The sequence below is a fragment of the Flavobacterium subsaxonicum WB 4.1-42 = DSM 21790 genome, assembly GCF_000422725.1.
Classification (GTDB): domain Bacteria; phylum Bacteroidota; class Bacteroidia; order Flavobacteriales; family Flavobacteriaceae; genus Flavobacterium; species Flavobacterium subsaxonicum.
Map to the genome: position 1 here is coordinate 582954 of NZ_AUGP01000017.1, position 20464 is coordinate 603417.

General features: G+C 40.5%; 23 protein-coding genes. 5 read left to right on the plus strand and 18 right to left on the minus strand.

The features are described from left to right. Positions 1-50: 50 nt before the first annotated feature. On the minus strand, positions 51-374 hold the full coding sequence (locus G509_RS0105505) for a DUF6660 family protein (RefSeq protein ID WP_035738509.1): 324 nt from the start codon (positions 372-374) through the stop codon (positions 51-53). Between the two features lie 136 nt (positions 375-510). Here G509_RS0105505 and G509_RS0105515 point away from each other — a divergent pair, with 136 nt between their 5' ends. Beyond that, a complete protein-coding gene (locus tag G509_RS0105515; protein WP_026990613.1) occupies positions 511-960 on the plus strand; it encodes a hypothetical protein in 450 nt (149 codons plus the stop codon). Between the two features lie 50 nt (positions 961-1010). Here G509_RS0105515 and G509_RS0105520 read toward each other — a convergent pair whose 3' ends face one another. The 4 genes from G509_RS0105520 to G509_RS0105535 all read right to left on the minus strand — a co-directional run bounded on the left by G509_RS0105520 (position 1011) and on the right by G509_RS0105535 (position 5348). Next, positions 1011-1799 (minus strand): bestrophin-like domain, encoded by a 789-nt coding sequence (locus G509_RS0105520; RefSeq protein ID WP_161627166.1) that lies wholly within the window; start codon positions 1797-1799, stop codon positions 1011-1013. A gap of 80 nt (positions 1800-1879) precedes the next feature. Beyond that, positions 1880-3076 (minus strand): hypothetical protein, encoded by a 1197-nt coding sequence (locus G509_RS21500; protein WP_207382696.1) that lies wholly within the window; start codon positions 3074-3076, stop codon positions 1880-1882. Next, positions 3073-4221, minus strand: coding sequence for a UDP-galactopyranose mutase (gene glf, locus G509_RS21505; protein WP_035738511.1), 1149 nt, complete (start codon positions 4219-4221; stop codon positions 3073-3075). Before glf ends, G509_RS21500 begins: the two co-directional genes overlap by 4 nt. After that, the gene (locus G509_RS0105535) at positions 4218-5348 is read right to left on the minus strand and encodes a glycosyltransferase (protein ID WP_051199977.1); all 1131 of its coding nucleotides are present in this window, start codon (positions 5346-5348) and stop codon (positions 4218-4220) included. Before G509_RS0105535 ends, glf begins: the two co-directional genes overlap by 4 nt. A 222-nt stretch (positions 5349-5570) precedes the next feature. Here G509_RS0105535 and G509_RS0105540 point away from each other — a divergent pair, with 222 nt between their 5' ends. The 3 genes from G509_RS0105540 (at position 5571) to G509_RS0105550 (ending at position 9287) form a co-directional block, all read left to right on the plus strand. Beyond that, positions 5571-7589 carry a thioredoxin domain-containing protein gene (locus G509_RS0105540; RefSeq protein WP_026990616.1) on the plus strand — a complete coding sequence of 673 codons (2019 nt, stop codon included), beginning with the start codon at positions 5571-5573 and terminating at the stop codon, positions 7587-7589. Between the two features lie 3 nt (positions 7590-7592). Continuing rightward, positions 7593-8450 (plus strand): mechanosensitive ion channel family protein, encoded by an 858-nt coding sequence (locus G509_RS21510; protein WP_051199957.1) that lies wholly within the window; start codon positions 7593-7595, stop codon positions 8448-8450. A gap of 153 nt (positions 8451-8603) precedes the next feature. Further along, positions 8604-9287 (plus strand): hypothetical protein, encoded by a 684-nt coding sequence (locus tag G509_RS0105550; protein WP_026990617.1) that lies wholly within the window; start codon positions 8604-8606, stop codon positions 9285-9287. Here the strand turns inward: G509_RS0105550 and tsaB are convergent, their stop codons facing one another. From tsaB to G509_RS0105565, 3 genes are read right to left on the minus strand one after another with little or no spacing between them, the layout of a single operon-like run. Then, complete coding sequence (gene tsaB, locus G509_RS0105555) at positions 9288-9947, minus strand: tRNA (adenosine(37)-N6)-threonylcarbamoyltransferase complex dimerization subunit type 1 TsaB (RefSeq protein WP_026990618.1); 660 nt, start codon at positions 9945-9947, stop codon at positions 9288-9290. 6 nt (positions 9948-9953) lie between these two features. Continuing rightward, on the minus strand, positions 9954-11243 hold the full coding sequence (locus tag G509_RS0105560) for an efflux RND transporter periplasmic adaptor subunit (protein ID WP_026990619.1): 1290 nt from the start codon (positions 11241-11243) through the stop codon (positions 9954-9956). A 2-nt stretch (positions 11244-11245) separates the two neighbouring features. Further along, the gene (locus G509_RS0105565; protein ID WP_026990620.1) at positions 11246-12691 is read right to left on the minus strand and encodes a TolC family protein; all 1446 of its coding nucleotides are present in this window, start codon (positions 12689-12691) and stop codon (positions 11246-11248) included. A 143-nt stretch (positions 12692-12834) separates the two neighbouring features. Here G509_RS0105565 and G509_RS0105570 point away from each other — a divergent pair, with 143 nt between their 5' ends. Then, the gene (locus tag G509_RS0105570; RefSeq protein ID WP_026990621.1) at positions 12835-14226 is read left to right on the plus strand and encodes a DUF4403 family protein; all 1392 of its coding nucleotides are present in this window, start codon (positions 12835-12837) and stop codon (positions 14224-14226) included. 1 nt (position 14227) lies between these two features. Here G509_RS0105570 and G509_RS0105575 read toward each other — a convergent pair whose 3' ends face one another. The 10 genes from G509_RS0105575 to gcvH all read right to left on the minus strand — a co-directional run bounded on the left by G509_RS0105575 (position 14228) and on the right by gcvH (position 20426). Continuing rightward, positions 14228-14464: a membrane protein gene (locus G509_RS0105575; protein WP_026990622.1), complete on the minus strand. Its 237-nt coding sequence runs from the start codon at positions 14462-14464 to the stop codon at positions 14228-14230. Between the two features lies 1 nt (position 14465). Next, the gene (locus G509_RS0105580) at positions 14466-15056 is read right to left on the minus strand and encodes a DUF420 domain-containing protein (protein WP_026990623.1); all 591 of its coding nucleotides are present in this window, start codon (positions 15054-15056) and stop codon (positions 14466-14468) included. Further along, positions 15056-15682 carry an SCO family protein gene (locus G509_RS0105585; RefSeq protein ID WP_026990624.1) on the minus strand — a complete coding sequence of 209 codons (627 nt, stop codon included), beginning with the start codon at positions 15680-15682 and terminating at the stop codon, positions 15056-15058. The genes G509_RS0105580 and G509_RS0105585 overlap by 1 nt, the downstream gene beginning before the upstream one ends. Before the next feature lie 4 nt (positions 15683-15686). Further along, on the minus strand, positions 15687-16349 hold the full coding sequence (locus G509_RS0105590; RefSeq protein WP_026990625.1) for a hypothetical protein: 663 nt from the start codon (positions 16347-16349) through the stop codon (positions 15687-15689). 75 nt (positions 16350-16424) lie between these two features. Beyond that, complete coding sequence (locus G509_RS0105595; protein ID WP_026990626.1) at positions 16425-16787, minus strand: cytochrome C oxidase subunit IV family protein; 363 nt, start codon at positions 16785-16787, stop codon at positions 16425-16427. A 19-nt stretch (positions 16788-16806) separates the two neighbouring features. Continuing rightward, positions 16807-17784 (minus strand): cytochrome c oxidase subunit 3, encoded by a 978-nt coding sequence (locus G509_RS0105600; RefSeq protein ID WP_026990627.1) that lies wholly within the window; start codon positions 17782-17784, stop codon positions 16807-16809. A gap of 46 nt (positions 17785-17830) precedes the next feature. Further along, positions 17831-18430 (minus strand): cytochrome c oxidase subunit 3, encoded by a 600-nt coding sequence (locus G509_RS0105605; RefSeq protein WP_051199959.1) that lies wholly within the window; start codon positions 18428-18430, stop codon positions 17831-17833. A 2-nt stretch (positions 18431-18432) separates the two neighbouring features. Further along, entirely contained in the window at positions 18433-19335 is a 903-nt protein-coding gene (gene cyoE, locus G509_RS0105610) for a heme o synthase (protein ID WP_026990629.1), read from the minus strand. Between the two features lie 346 nt (positions 19336-19681). Then, complete coding sequence (locus G509_RS21515) at positions 19682-19984, minus strand: VanZ family protein (protein WP_051199961.1); 303 nt, start codon at positions 19982-19984, stop codon at positions 19682-19684. A gap of 61 nt (positions 19985-20045) precedes the next feature. Further along, a complete protein-coding gene (gene gcvH, locus G509_RS0105620) occupies positions 20046-20426 on the minus strand; it encodes a glycine cleavage system protein GcvH (RefSeq protein ID WP_026990630.1) in 381 nt (126 codons plus the stop codon). Positions 20427-20464: the final 38 nt, after the last annotated feature.

Here is a 20464-nt window from a genome sequence, read left to right on the forward strand (position 1 = left end):
GCTGGCTAAACTAATTGTAAATACACCCCGCACTCAGGCAGGGATCATCATTATACTATTTGGGGCGGCTGCCAGATGGAGCCGTAAAAGGAAGAAGCAACCGACTCGTAAAAATTAACCGGCTCTTTAGCAGGTACATCAAAATTCAGTAGGCTGAATTCTAAGGCAGGTTGAAGCACTATGGCTGCAATACAACCTGAGCATACACAAAAAGGAGTGCAAAGGTCGGTATGGTCGTGGTGGCTATCTGCTTTAGAAAAGTGTGCAGTGGTGTCTCTCCCCATTTGGGTATGGGCATCGCTGCATGGCATAACCATAAGTACCAGTAAATAAACTGATAGTAATGCGGTTATAATGTGCTTTGCCTTTTTCATTGGTGTAAAAATAGCAAAAAAACATACAACAGTAGCATAAATTTTATAATATGCAAGCGGAAAACCGCCAATTTTATTTTATAAATTATATAATTATTCGTTTATATTTGCTGCACCAATTTAAAGACACTATAAAATGAAAAAATTTACTTTACTATTAGTACTGTTTGTAACCTCTTTAGCATCTGCACAATTAAAAACATCTGAAGTTAAAGACCCTGTAGAAATCGGCAAAGTAGCCCCTATGGGTAAAACACAAATTTTAATTAGCCAGTATCCGGATAACTACTTATTTCTTTACCGCGATATGGACTACCCTAACATTGATGAATATAAATCATTTATAATCCTTAACACTGAATTTGAAGATCTTTATGCTTTAATTGCTAAAAGTTTTGAAGATAAAAAAGAGGGCGAAATTAAAGTTGAATTACAAATGAACACCATCTACATTAAAACAGTAAAGAGTTTAGGTATTGTTAATGTACAAATATCTCACGATGTTACTAAAAGCGGATCGGTAGCAGGTCGTACACAGTTTATTACAAAAAAACAGTTAGATAAATTATTTGGCAAGAAAAAATAATTTACTGCAACCATTAGACACTAACCCGCCCTACAGGCGGGGTTTGTTTTTTATTCTTTAAACATATCCCTTAGGCTTATAATATTTTGGACCGATGCATCGGTATTAATAATACCGCGGCGGGGCCTGTCCAGGTCCATTATCAGGAAAACGGTAAGCACCGTCATCAATGCAAAGCCGCTTACTATAAAATGGTTTATTTTTTTACCGTTGTTGCTGTAGCCCACTATAAGGCTGGCAGTAATTATTAAAAGAAATAAAAACCAAAAGATGGAATCGGGCACCGTGGCATTTTTAGTCGCATCGCCGGTGCTTACTATATCTATCATACTGTTAAGGGCAGGGATCATTTGTTGCGACCTGAGTGTGTTTTCTTTATCCTGAGACTGCTGCACTACGGCTACCCATATTTTATCAGAATATTTTACTGCCTTTTTAATAGCCTCCTGATTCTTATCCGCATCTGTACCCGACTGATAATACGCAATGCGCGCCTCGACATACTGTTTAAAATCAGCCCTTAATGCTGTTCTTATACTATCCGGATACAGGTCGGCACGCAGCACAGCAGTACCAATATCATTTGCTTCCTGTACAATTGCCTGCCTGCGCGCATCAGATCGCGAGGCCGACATGCCAAAGGTAAACGACAGTAGCAAGGCTAATAACCCCAGTAGCGAGCCTTCTACCGGGCCCAAACCATCAGAGGCGCTTTCCGGATTTTTAGCAATTTGCCTTTTATGAATACTAAAGCCAATGCGGTTAAACAACAGCATTAAAACAAAAAGGATTGCTACAATTACAAAAGTGGGGGTTTGGTAAAGTACAGATGTATTCATAATCAGCATGTTATTACACAACTAATATAGTCAGTTTTTTAATACAATGCTATTAGCCACAGACAAAAAAAAATAGATATTTAGTCAATAATTTGAATGGTGCGTGTGTTATCATAGAGTGCTTCCGCAGAAGTTAAACTCAATATTTCTGCATCAGCATAGTTATTTAAGCAGGTAGTAATCTGCTTCTGGCAATCTAATATGGCTTCTATAGAATCGATGTGCGGAATACGGTTTTTATATTCGTCCATATCCCAGATACCACAGTCGTGATACACGGTTAAATCATCCCAATCAGGGCGGTCTATAACCGGATAAATACACATGCCCAACAATTGCACGCCATTGTTTATTGCGGTAATGCACTCATCGGTAATTTCTTCTATCCATAGGGCGCGGCCCGAGCCAAAATGCCCGGTTTCCGATAAAAACAACGGCCTGTTGTAACGATTGTGCGCCATTTGAAGTAACGCCGCTACAGATGCCCTTCTCGGCTCTGTCTCCGGCCACGGCAGGGTGCCAACGCCGTTTTCCCACTGGCTGTTCCAGTAGTAATTAAAGCCCAGTATGTCCAGGTAGTCTTCGCTACCTCCAAGTTCCGGACACATCCTCCCTGCAATAATATCCATTGCCTGGAACTGGTGTTCGTTAAGATTAAAGATATGCTCCAGATCATCTTCCTCCCGTGGGTGAATCTTTATCAGTGGCTCCACCAGCACAATACGGCAATCGGGGTCGGCTTCCTTTAGCATCCGTATGCCAATAATAGCCGCCCTGCACAGGTGGTATTTAATATCCCACCCACAGTTTACGGCAAAGGGAACAGTACCGCGCACATCGCCGGAATGCCACGACAAAAAGCTTATCTCGTTTATGGGCACTACAAAAAGCGGCCCGCTGGTAACCGATTTATAAAAGGTAGCGAAGGCACCGCACAATGCTGCGAACCTGTTACAAAAATGTGGGTGTGTGGGGTAAATGCCATCGGGGTAGCCAAAATGGCACATATCCCAAATTAGCTGTACACCTGCGGCCTCGGCAGCTTTAATACGGTTCTCAACCTCAGTAAAATCAAACGTATACGGCGCTGTTTCTACCGCGCTCCAGCAAATACCCTCGCGGGCTACTGTTATGCCAATACTTACAAGGTCTTTATAATCCTGTGCGGCGCGGGTATCATGTTGGGTATCTTCCAATAAATTAATGCGCTCGCCGGAACGGTTTATATGGTCGGCACACTCATAGCCTCCCATAAAAAAGGAGCTGAAGGTACTCATACCGCCGCCTGGTTTAAGTTTTGCTCTTCCAAAGAATTTACTTCTAATTCATTAAATAATTCAAGTGCATTTTTAAATGCCTGATCCATGTTGAAGTACTTGTAATTGGCCAGCCTGCCTACAAAATACACGTCGGTAAGGGCATCGGCTTCGGCCTTGTACTTCTCGTAGATCAGCTGGTTTTTAGCGTTGGGCACCGGGTAGTATGGATCACCTTCATCGGTAGTAAATTCTTTTACAATAGTAGTTTTAGCCGATTGCTGGTTACCAAAATGCTTGTACTCTATAATACGCGTAAAATCTACTTCCTCGCCCGGATAGTTAACCACCGAATTTTCCTGAAAATATTCGGCATCAACAGTTTCGCTTACAAAGTTTATAGAGCGGTATTCCAGCTTGTCTATAAGGCTGTGCTTAAACTCAAAGTAGCGGTCTACCGGGCCGGTGTAAAACAATTTCTCATATCCGGTAACGGTATCTTTAATATCGAAAAAGTCGGTATTTAAAAGTACCTCAATATTAGGATGGTCTAATATACCCTTGAACAATTTTGTATAACCGCCCACAGGCAATGCCTGGTATTTATCAGAAAAATAACGATCGTCATAATTAGTACGTACCGGTATACGGTCCAAAACCGATGCATCCAGTTCTTCGGGATATTTATCCCATTGCTTTTTGGTGTAGTGCCTAAACATTTTTTCGTACAGCACCGGGCCCACTTTATTAAGAGCTGCCTCGCGGCCGTCTTTAGGTTCGTGTATGGCAAGGCGGTTAACATCGAGCCACTCTTTCATCTCGGTTTCGTTGGTAATGGTGGTGCCAAATAATGTATTAACCGTAGTAATGTTTACCGGTATGGGTACCAACTGACCTTCTACATCGGCAATTACCTTGTGTTCCCAAGGGTACCATTGGGTAAATTTGTTTACATATTGCCACACATCCTCTTCGTTGGTATGAAAAAGATGCGCCCCGTATTTAGAAACCAATATGCCGTTATGGTCTATATAATCGTAGCAGTTGCCTGCAATGTGGTCGCGTTTTTCTATTATAAGCACTTTCTTGCCTAAACGTGCATAACGTTCGGCCAGCACCGCGCCCGATATGCCTGCCCCAATAATTACTATGTTAGCGTTTATCATGATCTTGCTGCGGTTTTAATTAAGGCTCTCATTTTTTCTACTGTGGCATTCCATGATGTTTTCTTTAAAATGTTGCTGTACTCCTGCTCAATTATAGCATTGTGCGCTACCGAAAAGGCAGCATCTATAGCCGTGGCAAATTCATCAGCCGATTCTACAATCATTATACAGGTGCTGTAATCGCGCACCACATCTTTAATAGCAGTAGAAATTATTGGCTTGCCTGCCGCCATATATTCTAACGATTTGGTTGGGCTTATGTATTTGGTGGCATCGTTTAGGGCAAAGGGCATAAGCGCTACTGAAAATGCTTTAAGGTATCCCGGCAGCTCTTTATAATCTTTCATACCCAGGTAATGTATGTTGGCCTGTCGTGGTAAATCGTGCTCGCCAATTTTGGCAAGCGGGCCTATCATAACAAAACTTACATCGGGTTTAAGCAGGGCTACATCGTTAAGCATGTCCAGATTAATACGCTCGTCTATCACGCCAAAATAACCGGCTATGGGCCCTTTTATATTGGCAATATCCTGCGGAAGCGCAATACCGTTTTGTGCCTGTGCAAAATGATCGTAATCTACAGAGCTTGGAAAGCAATGTACATTATCATGGTGCATCATCTTAGATTCGTATAACGATTTTCCACCCGTAAACATCACATCGGCATTAGCCATTAAAAACTGTTCCTGCTCAATAAGCTTTTCGGGGGCGCCTTTAAATAAAGACAGCTCGTCCATACAGTCGTAAATAATGGTATCAAATTCAAAATAGCTTAAAAGCGGCACAAACGATGCCGAATAAAACCAGCCCGTGGCAACATTTTTACCCACATAGTTGGGCAGTATGGCTGCTATATCTTCAATACTCTTAACGTTGGGCTGTAAAATATGCAGGTTAGGGTTTATGGCGGTAAGCCTGCTTGTGGCTTCGTGCTCCCTGAACCAGGGTTCTTCTATCAATAAAACTTTTTGATCTTTAGCCATACGGCTGATAATGTGTTGCGGCCTTTGGTACACAAAATCCCAACGAAGGTGGCAAAAAACCACCAGATCGTATTGGTTAGTAGCATTAGTAGCAACAGGTTGTCTGGGTGTCACGGCATTGTTTTTGGTGGTTGTGGTTTGCATAGTTTTTTTCTGTTTTTTACTTAATAATCTTACATTAGCTAACAAATATCCGCGCTTTACCACTCATACGTTTTATATAATTATACAGCCGAATTACGGAATCATGCTGATTAAGAAACATTTATGACTTGTTTAATTTAATTAGGGCATGCCGTTTTTGTTTTCTTAAAAACTTTGCCGCCCCTTATGGTTTTAGTAATTTTAAGGCTTTAAAACACAACCATGAATTTACTCCACCTCGAAACAAGCCCTTACCTGTTGCAACACGCCGGCAACCCAATACACTGGAAAGCCTGGAACCAGGATTCGCTTGCGCAGGCACGAACCGAAAACAAACTTATAATTGTAAGTGTGGGCTATTCGGCGTGCCATTGGTGCCACGTTATGGAGCACGAAAGTTTTGAAGACAACGAGGTGGCCGAAGTTATGAACAGCCATTTTATATCTATAAAAGTAGATCGTGAAGAACGCCCCGATGTAGATGCCACTTATATGAAAGCTGTACAGCTTATGACGGGACAGGGAGGCTGGCCCATGAATGTGATATTATTGCCGGACGGACGCCCGGTTTGGGGTGGTACCTATTTCAGGAAAAATGCATGGATGGAAGCCCTCAACCAATTGCAGGAATTGTTTGCTACCGAACCCGCTAAAATGGAAGACTATGCTGAAAAATTATTGGAGGGCATACAACACATTGGCTTGGTTACCCCAACCACACAGGGCGAAATTCCGCACCCTGCCAATATTAAGCCGTTGGTAGAAAAGTGGGCTAAAAGCTTTGACTGGGATTATGGCGGCTATGCACGCGCACCCAAGTTTATGCTGCCCAACAATTACCTGTTTTTACAGCGTTATGGCTTTCAGACCAAAACACAGGAGTTACTGGATTTTACCGATCTTACCCTGAAGCGCATGGCCTGGGGCGGTTTGTTTGATACCGTGGGTGGTGGTTTTTCGCGCTACTCTGTAGATATGGAGTGGCATGTGCCCCATTTTGAGAAAATGCTGTACGATAACGGCCAGCTTATGAGCCTGTATGCCGATGCGTATAAGCGCGATAAAAACCCGCTCTATAAAGAAGTAATAGAAAAGACGCACTTTTTTATTGAGACCGAACTAACCGATGAAAACGGTGCTTTTTACAGCGCACTTGATGCCGATAGCCTTAACACGGTAGGCCATCTTGAAGAAGGTGCTTTTTATGCCTGGGAAAAACAGGAGCTTAAAGATTTACTTGGCGCCGACTTTGACCTGTTTTCGGAAATTTTTAATATTAACGAATTCGGGTTTTGGGAAGATGGCAAATTTGTATTGATACAAGGGCAGGCGCTGGAAGCTATCGCAACCGAAGCAGGCATTTCTGCGGAAGCACTACAGCAAAAAAAATGGGATTGGGAGAAGCAACTGTATGCAGTGCGCGAGCTTCGCGCCAAGCCAAGGCTTGATGATAAGATACTAACATCGTGGAATGCGATTATGCTTAAAGGCTATGCCGATGCGTATAAAGCCTTAGGCGATGAACAATATCTGGCAGCCGCCAGAAGAAATGCCGCCTTTATTATAGATACCTTATGGCACCCCGATGGACACCTGTGGCGTACCTATAAAAATGGTACTGCTAAAATAAATGGCTTTTTAGAAGACTACGCCCATACCGCCGATGCTTTTATTGCACTCTATCAGGCCACGCTCGAAGAAAAATGGCTTACCTACGCCAAACAACTGACGGATTATTGCCTGGAGCATTTTTACGACCCCGAAAAGCAATTCTTTACCTTTGCATCGGCGGATGGAGAACAGTTGGTTGCCCCGCATTATGAGACTGAGGATAACGTAATACCGGCATCCAATTCGGTTTTAGCCAATGTACTCTATAAGCTGAGCCTTTTGTTTGATAATGGCTATTATGAGAAAGTAGCTTTACAGATGCTTTATCTTGTAACCCCTAATATGGATTACGCTTCGGCGTATTCCAATTGGCTTAATTTGTGGTTAGACCTCTCGACCGATAATAAAGAGCTTGCAGTATGCGGCGAAGAGGCCTCCACAGCCATCAAAGAAATCAACAGCCATTACCTGCCGCACGTACTCATTGCAGGTGCCACAGCAGACTCTACGCTGCCATTTTTACAAAACCGTTTTGTAAATAATAGCCTAATGTTTTATGTTTGCCAAAACAGGGCATGCAATGCACCAACAACCAATATAAATACCACACTAAACGATTTAAAGTTATAATATATGTTTCAGGAAACAAAAGTAAAAGCAGAAGAAACCCAGGTACAGCAATACATACACCAGTTTACAGATGCCATTATAAGCTACATACCCAATGTATTAAAGGCTATACTAATTTTAATTGCGGGTATTATAATCATCAAAATTTTCAGGAGGGTAATAACCGGGCTTATGACCAAAGCGGCAGACCACGACCCTACCCTGCTTAAATTTGTGCTCGATGTTGCCACCTGGATATTGCGTGCCTTTATTTTTGTGGCTGTTATTGGTGCACTGGGTGTAGAAACCACCACTTTTGCTGCGGCTATAGGTGCTGCCGGTATTGCCATTGGTTTATCGTTACAGGGTTCGTTATCCAACTTTGCGGGTGGGCTACTTATTATATTGTTTAAACCTTTTAGGGTAGGCGATTATATAGAGGCGCAGGGCCAGGGCGGCACAGTAAACAGTATCCAGATATTTAGTACCAAGCTTATAACGTCTAACAACCAGGTGGTGTATTTGCCTAACGGTACACTATCTAACAATACTATTAAAAACTTTAGCCAGGAAGAATTGCGCCGTGCCGAAGTGGTTTTAAGCGTGGGCTACGGCAGCGACCTTAAACAGGTTAAAGATGTTATTAAGGCTACTATAAAATCAGATTCGAAGATATTAACAGAGCCGGCTCCGGGGATAGAAATTAAGGCCCTTGCCGAAAACTCTGTAGACCTTGTGGTATTTTTATGGGCAGAAAGGCCAAAATATGGCGCTATGGTATCTGATTTTTACGAGAATATAAAATCAGCGTTTGACCAGGCAGGCATTGAGATACCATACCCCCAACGTGATATTTTGGTAAAGAATCCGGATAAAAAATAATTTATTGGCACAATATAACCGTACTGATACCGTTTAAATGGCATGTTTTTTGTTAAAATTACTAATTAGTAACTCGATACTTTTTTCTTAAACGATTATATAAAGTATATTTGGCCTTTTAAATTTATTATTACTGTTTATCACCCCATGACAATGAAAAAATTAACTTTTATCCTTACAGTATTTGCTGCATTTGCAACCATAACGGCAAGCGCACAGGTAAGTTCAAGACCCGGAAATTCTGATGGAAGGTCTGTAACTACCTCAAGAGAAAAGAGTGAGGCTGCAACAGGCTCTATGTTTGTTAACGACAAGTTTATGCCTGCTAAAATTTCAGGATCTCAAACAACTACACTACTACGTTATAACGCTTATGGCGATTATTTCGAGATGAATAACCCTAAAGATGGTGGTGCCGCACAATCGGTTCCTAAAGATCCTAATGCTACCATTACATTTGTATCTGAAGATAAAAAATACGTATTGGTAGATTACACTACCGAAGATGGCAAATCATCAAACGGCTACCTTGTAGTGGTTAAAGAGAGCCCTAAAGCGTCTATATTCAAAAGAGAGCGTGTTACCATGACACAGGAGTTTTTCCCGTCTAACAGCTACCAGGTTTACAAACCTGCCAACTACAAAAAAGCAGACGACGAGTTTTATATAAAGCTTGAAGGCAAAGAGCCTGTATTCTTTTCTAACAAAAAGGAGTTTGCAAAATTAGTACCCGGCAAAAACAAAGAAGTTCTTGAATTTATTAAGAAAAACAGCATTGATTTAGAAAAAGAAGGCGACTTAGTAAAACTTTCTAACTACGTAGAAACAATACTGTAATTACTTTCCGGCAATAAAATCTTTTAGATAAAAAGGTTCAAAATAAGCGACATCTACGGTGTCGCTTATTTTGTATTTGTTAAACGACGGTTGTGCCATTTCGTTAGCCGATGGATACAGCACATCTTCGTGATACACAAATTTGCCAGCAGGCAGCACCTGGGCATATTTAGCAGCACCATCGCCAATAAGGTGAATAATACCGGCTATAGCATCAAAAAAGTTTTCAGATATTATTTCGGCTTTGGTTTCCCTAACCTTGTTGTAGTCTTTATCAAAAATGGCAGTATAAGCCTCCATACGGCGGGCATCTATCATGGGTATAATAGCACCCTCATTTACCTTTATTTTAAGCGCAAGCAGCTCTAAGGTATCTATTGCTATTAAGGGGATATTAAGGGCGTAGCACAGCCCCTTTGCCGCCGAAACCCCTATACGCAATCCGGTATAAGAGCCAGGCCCCATACTAACAGCAATAGCACTAAGGTCTTTAAAGGTAATATTACCCTGAGTAAGCACATCTTCAATAAAAACATGCAGTTTTTCGGCATGCGCATAGCCCTCGCCTGCAAATTCTTTAAGAGCAACTACGGCACCGTCTTTAGCCAACGCTACAGAACAGTTTTTGGTAGCCGTTTCTATATTTAAAATATAAGTCATTTTATATTATGGAGTTTTGGGCTTAACCACAACTTTATCATTGGCATTAAGCTCTTTGGTAACCAGTGTATACGGACCAATAATAACCTCATCTCCCTTTTTAAGGCCGGTTATTACCTCTATATTCGTATCATCCTGAACACCTGTGGTAATAGGCCTAAGCACAGCCTTATCGCCTACTTTTACAAATACGCATTCATATTTTTTACCGGCTTCGCCTGTTTTCTTTTCCTGTTCTTTTTCTTCAAGTTCTTTTACCACATCGCGTTTAACCGAAGTAGTATCACTTTTAACTACCACAGCACTAATAGGCACCGCAATAATATTTTCTTTACGCTCTGTAATAATATCTACAGTAGCCGTCATTCCCGGCCTGAACGGCGAAAAATTAACCGGTTTACCCTTAAGCATATCTTCATACGACTCTTTAAGAATACGCACTTTTACTTTAAAGTTAGTAACCTGGTCGGCCGTAAGGTCGCTGCTCGCCGAATTGGATATACTGGTAACCGTACCTTTAAATTTACGTTTAAGATAAGCATCCACTTCAATTTCGGCATCATCACCTATCTCTACCTTTACAATATCATTTTCGTTTACATCTACTTCAACCTCCATGTTATTAAGGTTTGCAACGCGAAGAATTTCTGTACCAATATTTTGCTGCGTACCCAAAACACGCTCGCCAAGTTCGGTATCCAGTTTAGAAATAGTACCGTCTACCGGAGAGTAAATGGTTGTACGGTTAAGGTTATCCTGAGCTTCAGTAACCGTAGCGCCGGCACTCTGCACGTTATAATAGGCTGATTGCTTACCTGCCTGGGCAACTTCGTAAGCAGATACTATCTTATCCCATTCAGATTTTGAGATAACACCTTTATCCAATAGTTTTTTATTACGGTCGTAATTGGCTTTGGCTTCTTTAAGTTGTGCATCTGCCTGGCTTAACCCTGCTTTGGCTGTAGATAATGATGCTGTACTCCTGCTGTAGCCACTCTCGTAAAGATCTGGGTTTACACGTACCAGTAACTGGCCTTTTTTAATAGCCTGACCTTCTTTTATAGGAAGCTCAATAATTTCGCCGGAAACTTCCGATGATATTTTCACCTCAATTTCGGGCTGTACCTTACCCGTAGCCGACACTGTCTCGGTTAATGTTATTTGCTTTACAACAGCTGTTTCTACCTCTTTGCCTTTGTCGTTATTGCCAATAGAGCCCGTTTGTTTAAGCACAACAAGCAACACAATTACAATCGCAACAGCACCTAACAAATAGTAAATAGTTTTTTTAGACATGGTTATGGTTTATTATATATTGGCACTCCAAAATAAAATTCAAGAATTTTAATTCGGAATATAAAATCGTATTTGGTTCGTAAAACTTCAGACTGTGAGTTAACAAATAAAGTTTGCGCCTGGTTAAAGTCGAAAACATTTATTAAACCCACCTCATACCTTTCTTTGGCATAATTAAAAGAGCCTTCGCGGGCCTGCATGGTAACTTTGGCGGCCTCGTAAGAGTTTAGAGCTCCCTGGGCGTCGGTATAAGCGGTATATACATTAGTTTCCAGTTCCAGCTCTGTTTGCTGCAACGTAAAGTTAGACCGTTCCAGTTCTATCTTGGCACGCTCTACCCCATTTCTTGCCGTAAAACCGTTAAGTATGGGCACGTTTAAAGACAAGCCGAACGAGTGTCCTTTATTATCTGAAAACTGGTCGAAAATAGGTGCCCTCCTGCCCAGAATAGGCTGGTAGTTATTAGTAACCACCAACTGGTCGCTACCCTCTATATATCCTATAACCGATGTAGGGTTAGCAACGTTAACCTGCGACCCAATAACCCTGTCAGAGTACGCAGCACGTGTTGTAAAGCTGTAGAACCCCTGTAGCCTTGGGTGGTAAACGCCTTTAGCAATCTTAACATCTTTTTCGGCTACAGCCACGTTGGCTTTAGCTACTTTTAATTCGGTACGCTGCTCCCTTGCTTTTTTGTAAATATCAGCAGCCTGTTGCAGTAAAACACCGCTATCGTCCGCCGGATAATCTTTATCGTCGGTATCAAAATCCTGAAAATTTTCCAGTTGCATTAACTGCGCCAGGCTAAGCTTAGATAATAAAAGCGCATTTTGGGCAGCAATAAATTTCTGATTATCGGTAGCAACGGTAGCCTTAACATCTAACAAATCGCCCTGTGGTACCACACCGGCATCTACAAGTTGTTGTGTACGGTCCATTTGCTGGGTATCGTAAGCCAACTGTTGTTGCTGCACTTTTAGGTTTTCTTTATTAAAAAGTATTTGCAGATACGCATTGGCTACGTTAAGCGCTACATCTTCCTGCATTTTTACCAACTGGTATTGTGCCGATACCGATGCCAGCCTTGCCCTGCTCAGTCTGTTAATATTCTGCAGGCCGTTGTAAATATCAATACCCATATTTAATCCTATAGAGGTAAACTGAGTAGTCTGGTTTTCGAGCAAACCGGTGGTTATGTTCTGGTTAAGACCAATATTCCAGGAGTGCGACCCCTGTGCGTTTAGCGTAGGCAAAAAAGCACCGCGGGCATCTTTAGTGCTTACGTTAGCTAAGCGTGCATCAAGGCCCGACAGCTTTATAGAAATATTGTTTTTAATTGCATAATCTACACACTCCTCCAATGTCCATTTTTTCTTGTCCTGGGCACGGATAGAGGTGCTAAAAAGCATTAAAACAATAATAAATGCAGCGTAAAATTTGTTATTCATAAGCTATGATTACCCAAAAGGTTGACAAATTTATTAAATAATAACAACTCCCCCATGGAGATTATCATTTCATTAGACTACCCTCTGATGTTTTTGTTACAAATAAACGTTAATTTTGCAAAATTATTTTCAATCACCTCTTTATGAAACCCCAACTGCTATCTGCGCTATTTTTAGCACTTTTGCTAACCGGCTGCTCAGCCACAAAACGTATTGATGCGTTAAAGCCCGAGCCCGGCAACACTACCGATGTTGTATACCAGTCGTCTACATCATTCATCAACCTGCCCGTTACCATTGGCCTTGCTGATATTGAGACCCAGCTTAACAAGCTATTTACCGGCGTTATTTACGAAGATAAAGTATTGGAAGACGATAATATTGCCATGAAGGTTGTTAAAACGGCACCTATTAAATTTACCGAGCAAAATGGTAAATTACAATCTGTAGTGCCTATAAAAATTATCGCGAATGTACGTTACGGCACATCTGCCCTGGGCATGGACCTGCACGATACCCGCGAGTTTAACCTTGATGGCGTTGTTACTTTTGTAAGTAAAGTGGGCCTTACCAACTGGAAAATGAATACCGATACCCAACTACAGTCACTGGAGTGGAAAGAAAGCCCTACAGTAACTATAGCCGGGCAAAAAGTTGCCATTACTTACCTGATAAACCCTGCTGTTAAACTATTTAAATCTAAAATAGAAGATAAGCTGGATGCTGCCATTATTAAATCGGTAGATTTTAAGCCACAGGTTTTGGATGCTTTAGAAAAATTAAGTACTCCATTTTTAACCAGCGAGCAGTACGAAACGTGGTTTAAAATGGTTCCGGTAGAATTATATGTTACCGATGCTGTACTTTCTAAAAAGCAAATTACCATGGAAATGGGACTTAAGTGCACCATGGAAACCACAGTTGGTCAGCAACCAAAATCTAACTTTAAGAAAGAGAATGTTACCCTTAAAGCGGTAAGTAAAATGCCGGAGAAAGTAAGCGCGGTTGTGGCAGCAGTCTCTACTTACGAGAGCGCTTCGCGTATTGTTACCAAGAACTTTCAGGGTCAGGAATTTGGATCGGGAAAACGAAAAGTTACCGTTCAGAAAGTAGACATGTGGAGCAAAGACAGCAAAATGATTATTGCCCTGGATATGACAGGCAGTATTAACGGAACAATTTACCTTTCTGGATATCCTAACTATAATGCCGTTACCAAAGAAATTTACTTTGACCAGATGGATTATGTGCTTAACACCAAAAGTGTACTGCTAAAAACCGCCAACTGGCTTGCCGAAGGCATCATCCTAAAAAAGATACAGGAAAGCTGCCGTTACTCAATAAAAGAAAATTTAGAAGAAGGCAAGAAAAACCTACAACCGTATTTAAACAACTATTCGCCTATGCCGGGAATATTTGTAAACGGCACTTTAGACGATTTTGTTTTTGATAAGCTCGAACTAACCAACAACGCTATCATAGCCTTTATAAAAGGATCGGGCAAGATAGACTTAAAGATAGATGGCATGAAGTAGGCTATGCAGCCTGCTTCTGCTTTTTTTGTTTCCGTAACCTGTAAATAGCGTAACCCAACAGGGCCGCCAACAGGTACGGAAATATCATTAAGTACACAATACCATCGTTAACCGACTCCGGTTTAATGCCCTGGTCGCTACTCTCTAAGGCTGCACGGCACATGGCACATTGTGCATTGGCTGTAGCCGAAAAAGCAAACAGTGCCATTACTGCTATTATTTTTTGAGAGGCTTTCATATTAATGATTGTAATAAGGAGAGATCATTAAATAAACAATTACACCTGTAACAGCAACATACATCCACATTGGGTAGGTAATACGCGATATTTTTTTGTGCCTCTCAAAATTACCTGCAAGCCCCCGTACATAGGTAATAAGTACAAAGGGTATTATTATTACTGATAATGCAATGTGCGTAAGCAGTATAAAATAGTAAAGGAACCTTATAGGCCCAACTGCAATTTTTTCAGCCTCGTCTATTACCCCGTTATGATTAGTATCTCCAAAGGCAGTACTATCAGCCGTCATGTGGTAGGCCACATACATAACCAAAAAGCTAATAGAAAAAGCTATCGCTACCTTTACAAGGCGCTCGTGTAACACACGGTTACCCTTTTTAATAGCCGAGACCGCCATAAACAATACTATAGCTGTAAGGCCATTTATTGTAGCATAAATAGGAGGTAGAAAAGAGAGTGGCTGCACATTAAAACCCAGTTTTCTTAAATTAACTCCAAATAGTGCTGCCACTGCAATAGGTATAATTATAGATACTGCAGTTATCCACTTGTTATATTTGGTTTCTGCGTTATTAATTGTATTGTCCATTATTCTGCTAATAATTTTTTAATGTCTTCTTTAATTGCTTTTACACCGGCTTCTTCCAACCCGTCGTAATAGGTAATTGGGTTGCCATAAGCATCTTTACGGCTACGGATGTTACCATCTTTATCTACAAGTGCAAACTGACCCGAATGCTCAAAACCACCTGCCACTTTACTATTCTCTCCTGCATAAAGGTTAAACCCTTTTTGTGCAAGGTTAAACGTATATTCTTTATCTCCGGTTAAAAAATGCCAGTTATAATGTTTAGCACCTAATTCTTCTGCATGGGCTTTTAAAACCTGTGGCGTATCGTGCACGGGGTCTATAGTAATAGAGGCCAACCCGAATTGCGGGTTACCGTAATATTCGTCCTGAAGTTTAAGCATGCTTTGGTTCATGATCGGGCAAATAGACGGGCAGGTGCTAAAAAAAAACTCCACCACATATACTTTACCCAAATAATCTTTATCTGATATTTTTTTGCCATCCTGGTCGGTCAGCTCAAAATGCGGAACCGGGCCAATTTCTACCAAATCAGATTTTTGAAAGCGGGCCACAATTTTAGGCACAGCCCAAATGCCAAATATCAATACTATAAAAGATATACCTATGTATGATTTATTTTTCATGTAACTAAATTTCCCTTTTAACGCCTTTAGGCAGGTTTTTTCTGAGGGCAAGGCGGTATTCCCTCAAAACGATCTTTACATCATCTGTAAGCTCATTACTAAGCTCTGATGCAGAGAAAGCATTGTAGCTGTTCTTAAATTCGTCTTTACCGGTTTTAGATTGCCCGTTGCGCCCTCTAAGGTTACCGTCTTTATCTATAATAAAAATACTTGAATTACCGCCGCTGGCATCCATTGGCTCAGTAGCTTTTAAAGACGCATAAAATGTTTTAATATCGGCAGGTTTTGCAAACAAAAACTTCCAGTTGCTAATATCGGCCATGGTTTTAAGTCCCAATGCTACCGATTTTACCTGATCTTCGGTACCCTCGGGCACCAACATCACGATCTGGAAATCATTAAAGTCTTTGTATTTGGCATTAACCTTTTGGTTAATATTAAAGATGCTTTCTTCGCGGGCTTTTATATTATTGCCTAAAAAGCCAATAATGGTTATTTTGCCTTTAAGTACAACTGCAGAAGAATCCAGGGTTTTACCCTCGGGCAGTTCTGCCAGTTGTTTATTAATTACCGGTAAAAAAAGTGAGTTATGCTTAACCAGCGAAAAATAAATATAGAGCATTAAGGGTAGCGCCAGAAGGCAAAGAAGAACTATTTTTTTTTTCATACTGTGTGGTGAAAATGTACCGGTACAAAATTAAAAAAGGCGGTTGAAATAACCGCCTTTTTTATGATATATGTTTTAGAAAATCCATTTATATTGGGATTCATGAAACACATCAAAAATATAATTACCTTCTATAAGTAAGATGAACACTAAATAGATAATTAAGAACACTAATGGAGCAACTATCGACCATTTTAGGCTGCTTTTTTCGCCTTCAATGTGCATAAACGCCCACATAATATAATATGCTTTTACTACCGTAAGGATAATAAATAACCAGTTTAAAAGGTTTAAGCGGAAAAGGCTGTTTAAAAACAACGCATCCGGCTTAACTATACCAAAGATAACCTCTACTATAGTTATAACTGAAAGTATTCCGAAAACCGTCCAGATCCTTTTAAGATTTGATTCGTGATGACCGTGAGTATCGTGTGACATGTCTTTTTAAATTTATTGATTAAACTAAGTAGAAGAATGTAAATACAAACACCCAAACTAAATCTACAAAGTGCCAGTAAAGTCCAACTTTTTCTACCATTTCGTAGCTCTTTCTTTTCTCGTAAGTTCCGTAAATTACATTAAGGAAAATAATGATGTTAATGATAACACCCGAGAATACGTGGAAACCGTGGAAACCGGTAATAAAGAAGAAGAAATCAGCAAATAGTTTGTGGCCATATTCATTGTGCTCAAGATTTGCACCTTTTACATATAAAGCACCACCTTTAATAGCCTCTAACGACTCTTCTCTGCTAAGTACGATTTTCTGTTTTTTAGCATTAATATGCTCAGTCCTGATCAATACATCAGGATTTGCTTTTAAGCCTTCTGCAACTTCCTGCACAGTAAATTCCGGAAGTGCCGGAGCATCTTCAAACCAAATACCGTTAGCTCTTGTTTTATCAACTCTTGATGTAGGCAGGTGTGCAGCAAAATCCGCTACAGCAACTCTTTCGCCTTCTTTGTTAACAAATTGTAGTATAGCACCACCTTTAGTTTCTACAGCACCAAATTCACCACCAATAAAGTTTTTCCATTCCCAGGCCTGAGACCCAACAAATATAAAACCACCAACAATAGTTAGCGCCATGTAAACGGCCACTTTTGTTTTTTTAAGGTGATGACCTGCATCTACTGCAAGAACCATAGTAACCGATGAAAAGATTAGGATAAATGTCATTAAGGCCACGTAATACATTGGTGCCTCTACACCATGCATAAACGGAAAGTGAGTAAACACCTCGTCGGCAATAGGCCATGTACCTATGAATTTAAATCTTGAGAAGCCATAAGCGGCAAGAAATCCTGAAAAGGTAAGAGCATCTGACATGATGAAAAACCACATCATTAATTTGCCATAGCTCGCACCCATAGGCTCGTTTCCGCCGTCCCATGTTTTGCCTGTAGTGGCTGTAGAAGTAACTGTCGCTGCCATAAACGTTATTAGGTTAAAAAGTTTTCAAATTTACATTTTTTTTCTATTAGTAGAAATAGAAAAATAAAAACAAATATACCCATAAAATATCGAGAAAGTGCCAAAACATTGCACCCAACTCTATACCAAGGGTTTGAGAAGAATTGTATTTTTGTTTAAAATGATTATAAATTACCACCAAAAGCACAATAAGCCCTGCAAATAGGTGGGCAATGTGCACAAGCGACACAATGTACAGAAACGATGTGGTAACCGTACTCTCCGGGCCGGTAAAATAATAGCCCGATGCCACTACCTGAGAGAACCCGTAAAACTGCGCCGCAACAAAGCCAATACCCAATGCAAGGGTAGCCATAAGCCACATTGTTGCGCCGGAATGGTTGTTATTTTTAGCAGCATTTTTGGCCATGTGGAATGTAACACTACTCAACACTATTACAGCAGTGCTTATCATAAAAGCCTGCGGCAATACAAAATCGTTTAGCCAGTCTGGCCTGGAGGTACTAACCACATAGGCACTTGTTAAACCGGCAAACATCATAAACATACTTGCCATGGCAAACCACAACAGCATCTTTTTAGATTTTGCGTTTCTTTCGCTATATTCTTCGGCAGTCATCCTTACCCCTACTTGTTCAAACTTCATAATTACCTGATAAATTTATCTAATACATATATTACCTGTAATAGCGAAATGTAAGACACGCTAACCAGCATAAGTTTTTTTGCAGTAACTGCATCCATTTTTTTATAAAGCTTAACCGCATATACCAGCATCCATATTCCTAACAGGAATACAATTACCGCAGATACTATACTAAGCTTAAGTTCGCCCGTATAACCGGTAGCCGGCAATAGCGATGCCAGAATAAGCCATGATGTATACAGTATAATTTGCAGTGCAGTCTTTTTATCTTTTTTACCCGTAGGCAGCATAAAAAAGCCTCCTTTTTTATAATCATCAAACAAAAACCAGCCAATAGCCCAAAAGTGCGGAAATTGCCAGAAAAATTGCACCAGGAAAAGTGTACCTGCCTCTATACCAAAATCGTTAGTGGCAGCTACCCAGCCCAGCATAAAGGGTATGGCTCCGGGAAATGCACCCACAAATACAGCAAGTGGTGTAACTGTTTTAAGTGGCGTGTAAATACTGGTATATAAAAATATAGAGATAGCACCAAACATTGCCGTTTTAGGATTGATACTATATAGTATACCAATACCGGCAATGGTAAGTACCGACCCAAGGATAAAGGCATTTCTAACCGATATTTTGCCAGTAGGCACAGGGCGGTTTTTTGTCCTGTCCATAAGGGCATCCAGGTCTTTTTCTATAATTTGATTAAACACATTAGATGCGCCTACCATGCAGTAGCCGCCAATGGTTAGCATAATTAGCGTAGCCCAGTTAAATAGGTAATCGTCTGACACACCTAATAAATAGCCTGCTACCGAAGAGAATACAACACTTATTGCGAGCCTTGCTTTAGTAATGGCTACAAAATCGGCAAAAAGCGAGCGGAGGGAAACCTCGTTGTCTGAAACGTTCAAAATAATCTTCATTGGTTTTCAAAAACTGGCGCAAAGATAGGCCAAAAAGCTTACTATCAAAAGCATTTGGTATTTAAAAAAAGCCAGTTAAAAAATGTTCTTATTTTTTTTACACTCCTTACGCAACCTTTTGGGGTTTCATACGTCTATTATATATAATACTTAAATAAAGGCCGTTTTATTTTTTAATTGCTATGAAAAAGAAAAGCCCTTTACGAAATTTGCTATGAAAAAGAAGCCTTCCCCCAACAGGGAAGGTTTTTTGTTTTATAGATGTTGTATTCAACACCCTACACCCTAAAATCGTATAAAACAAAAATCCCACGACTGGCGTGGGATTCTTAGTTTATTTATTTCTTATCTTCTCAAAAAGCCAGATAACTAAAATGGCAAAGGCACTACCCGTACTGTTTGCTATTGCATCCTGTACATCGGCACTTCTGTCTTTTGTAAACAGCTCCTGGCAAACCTCTATAAGAATACCGTAAGTAACTGCCGCTGTAAAAACAAGAGCGCGTGCTTTAAAACCACTTATATTTTTGGCTCTTGCCGAAAGATACCACAACACCGTAAAACCAAAGTAAAACGAGCCGTGTATAAATTTATCTTTATGCTCAAGGTCTAAATTTTCGTCCTGAAAATTTTTCATACTAATCAGGCAGCTTACCGCAATTCCTGCGGTCCAGCAAAGTGCCGCCCAAAAGTATTTGTTACGCACCTATAAGCTCTTTATATTGTTCGCTGCTTAAAAGATCGGCAACTTCAGACTCGTCAGAAATCTTAACCTTAACCATCCAACCTGCTCCGTAAGGATCAGAATTTACAGTTTCAGGGCTCGACTCAAGCGCATCGTTAAATGCTACAATCTCGCCAGATAGGGGCAAAAATAAGTCAGATACTGTTTTAACAGCCTCTACTGTTCCAAAAACTTCATCTTTAGCAAGTGTCTGGTCTAATGTTTCAACCTCTACATAAACAATATCGCCAAGTTCTTTCTGGGCAAAATCGGTAATGCCAACTGTAGCTGTGTCGCCTTCAATTTTAACCCACTCGTGGTCTTTAGTATACTTTAATTCTGCAGGTATATTCATGTTAGTTTGTTTTTCGCAAATGTATGTTTTATAAAAAT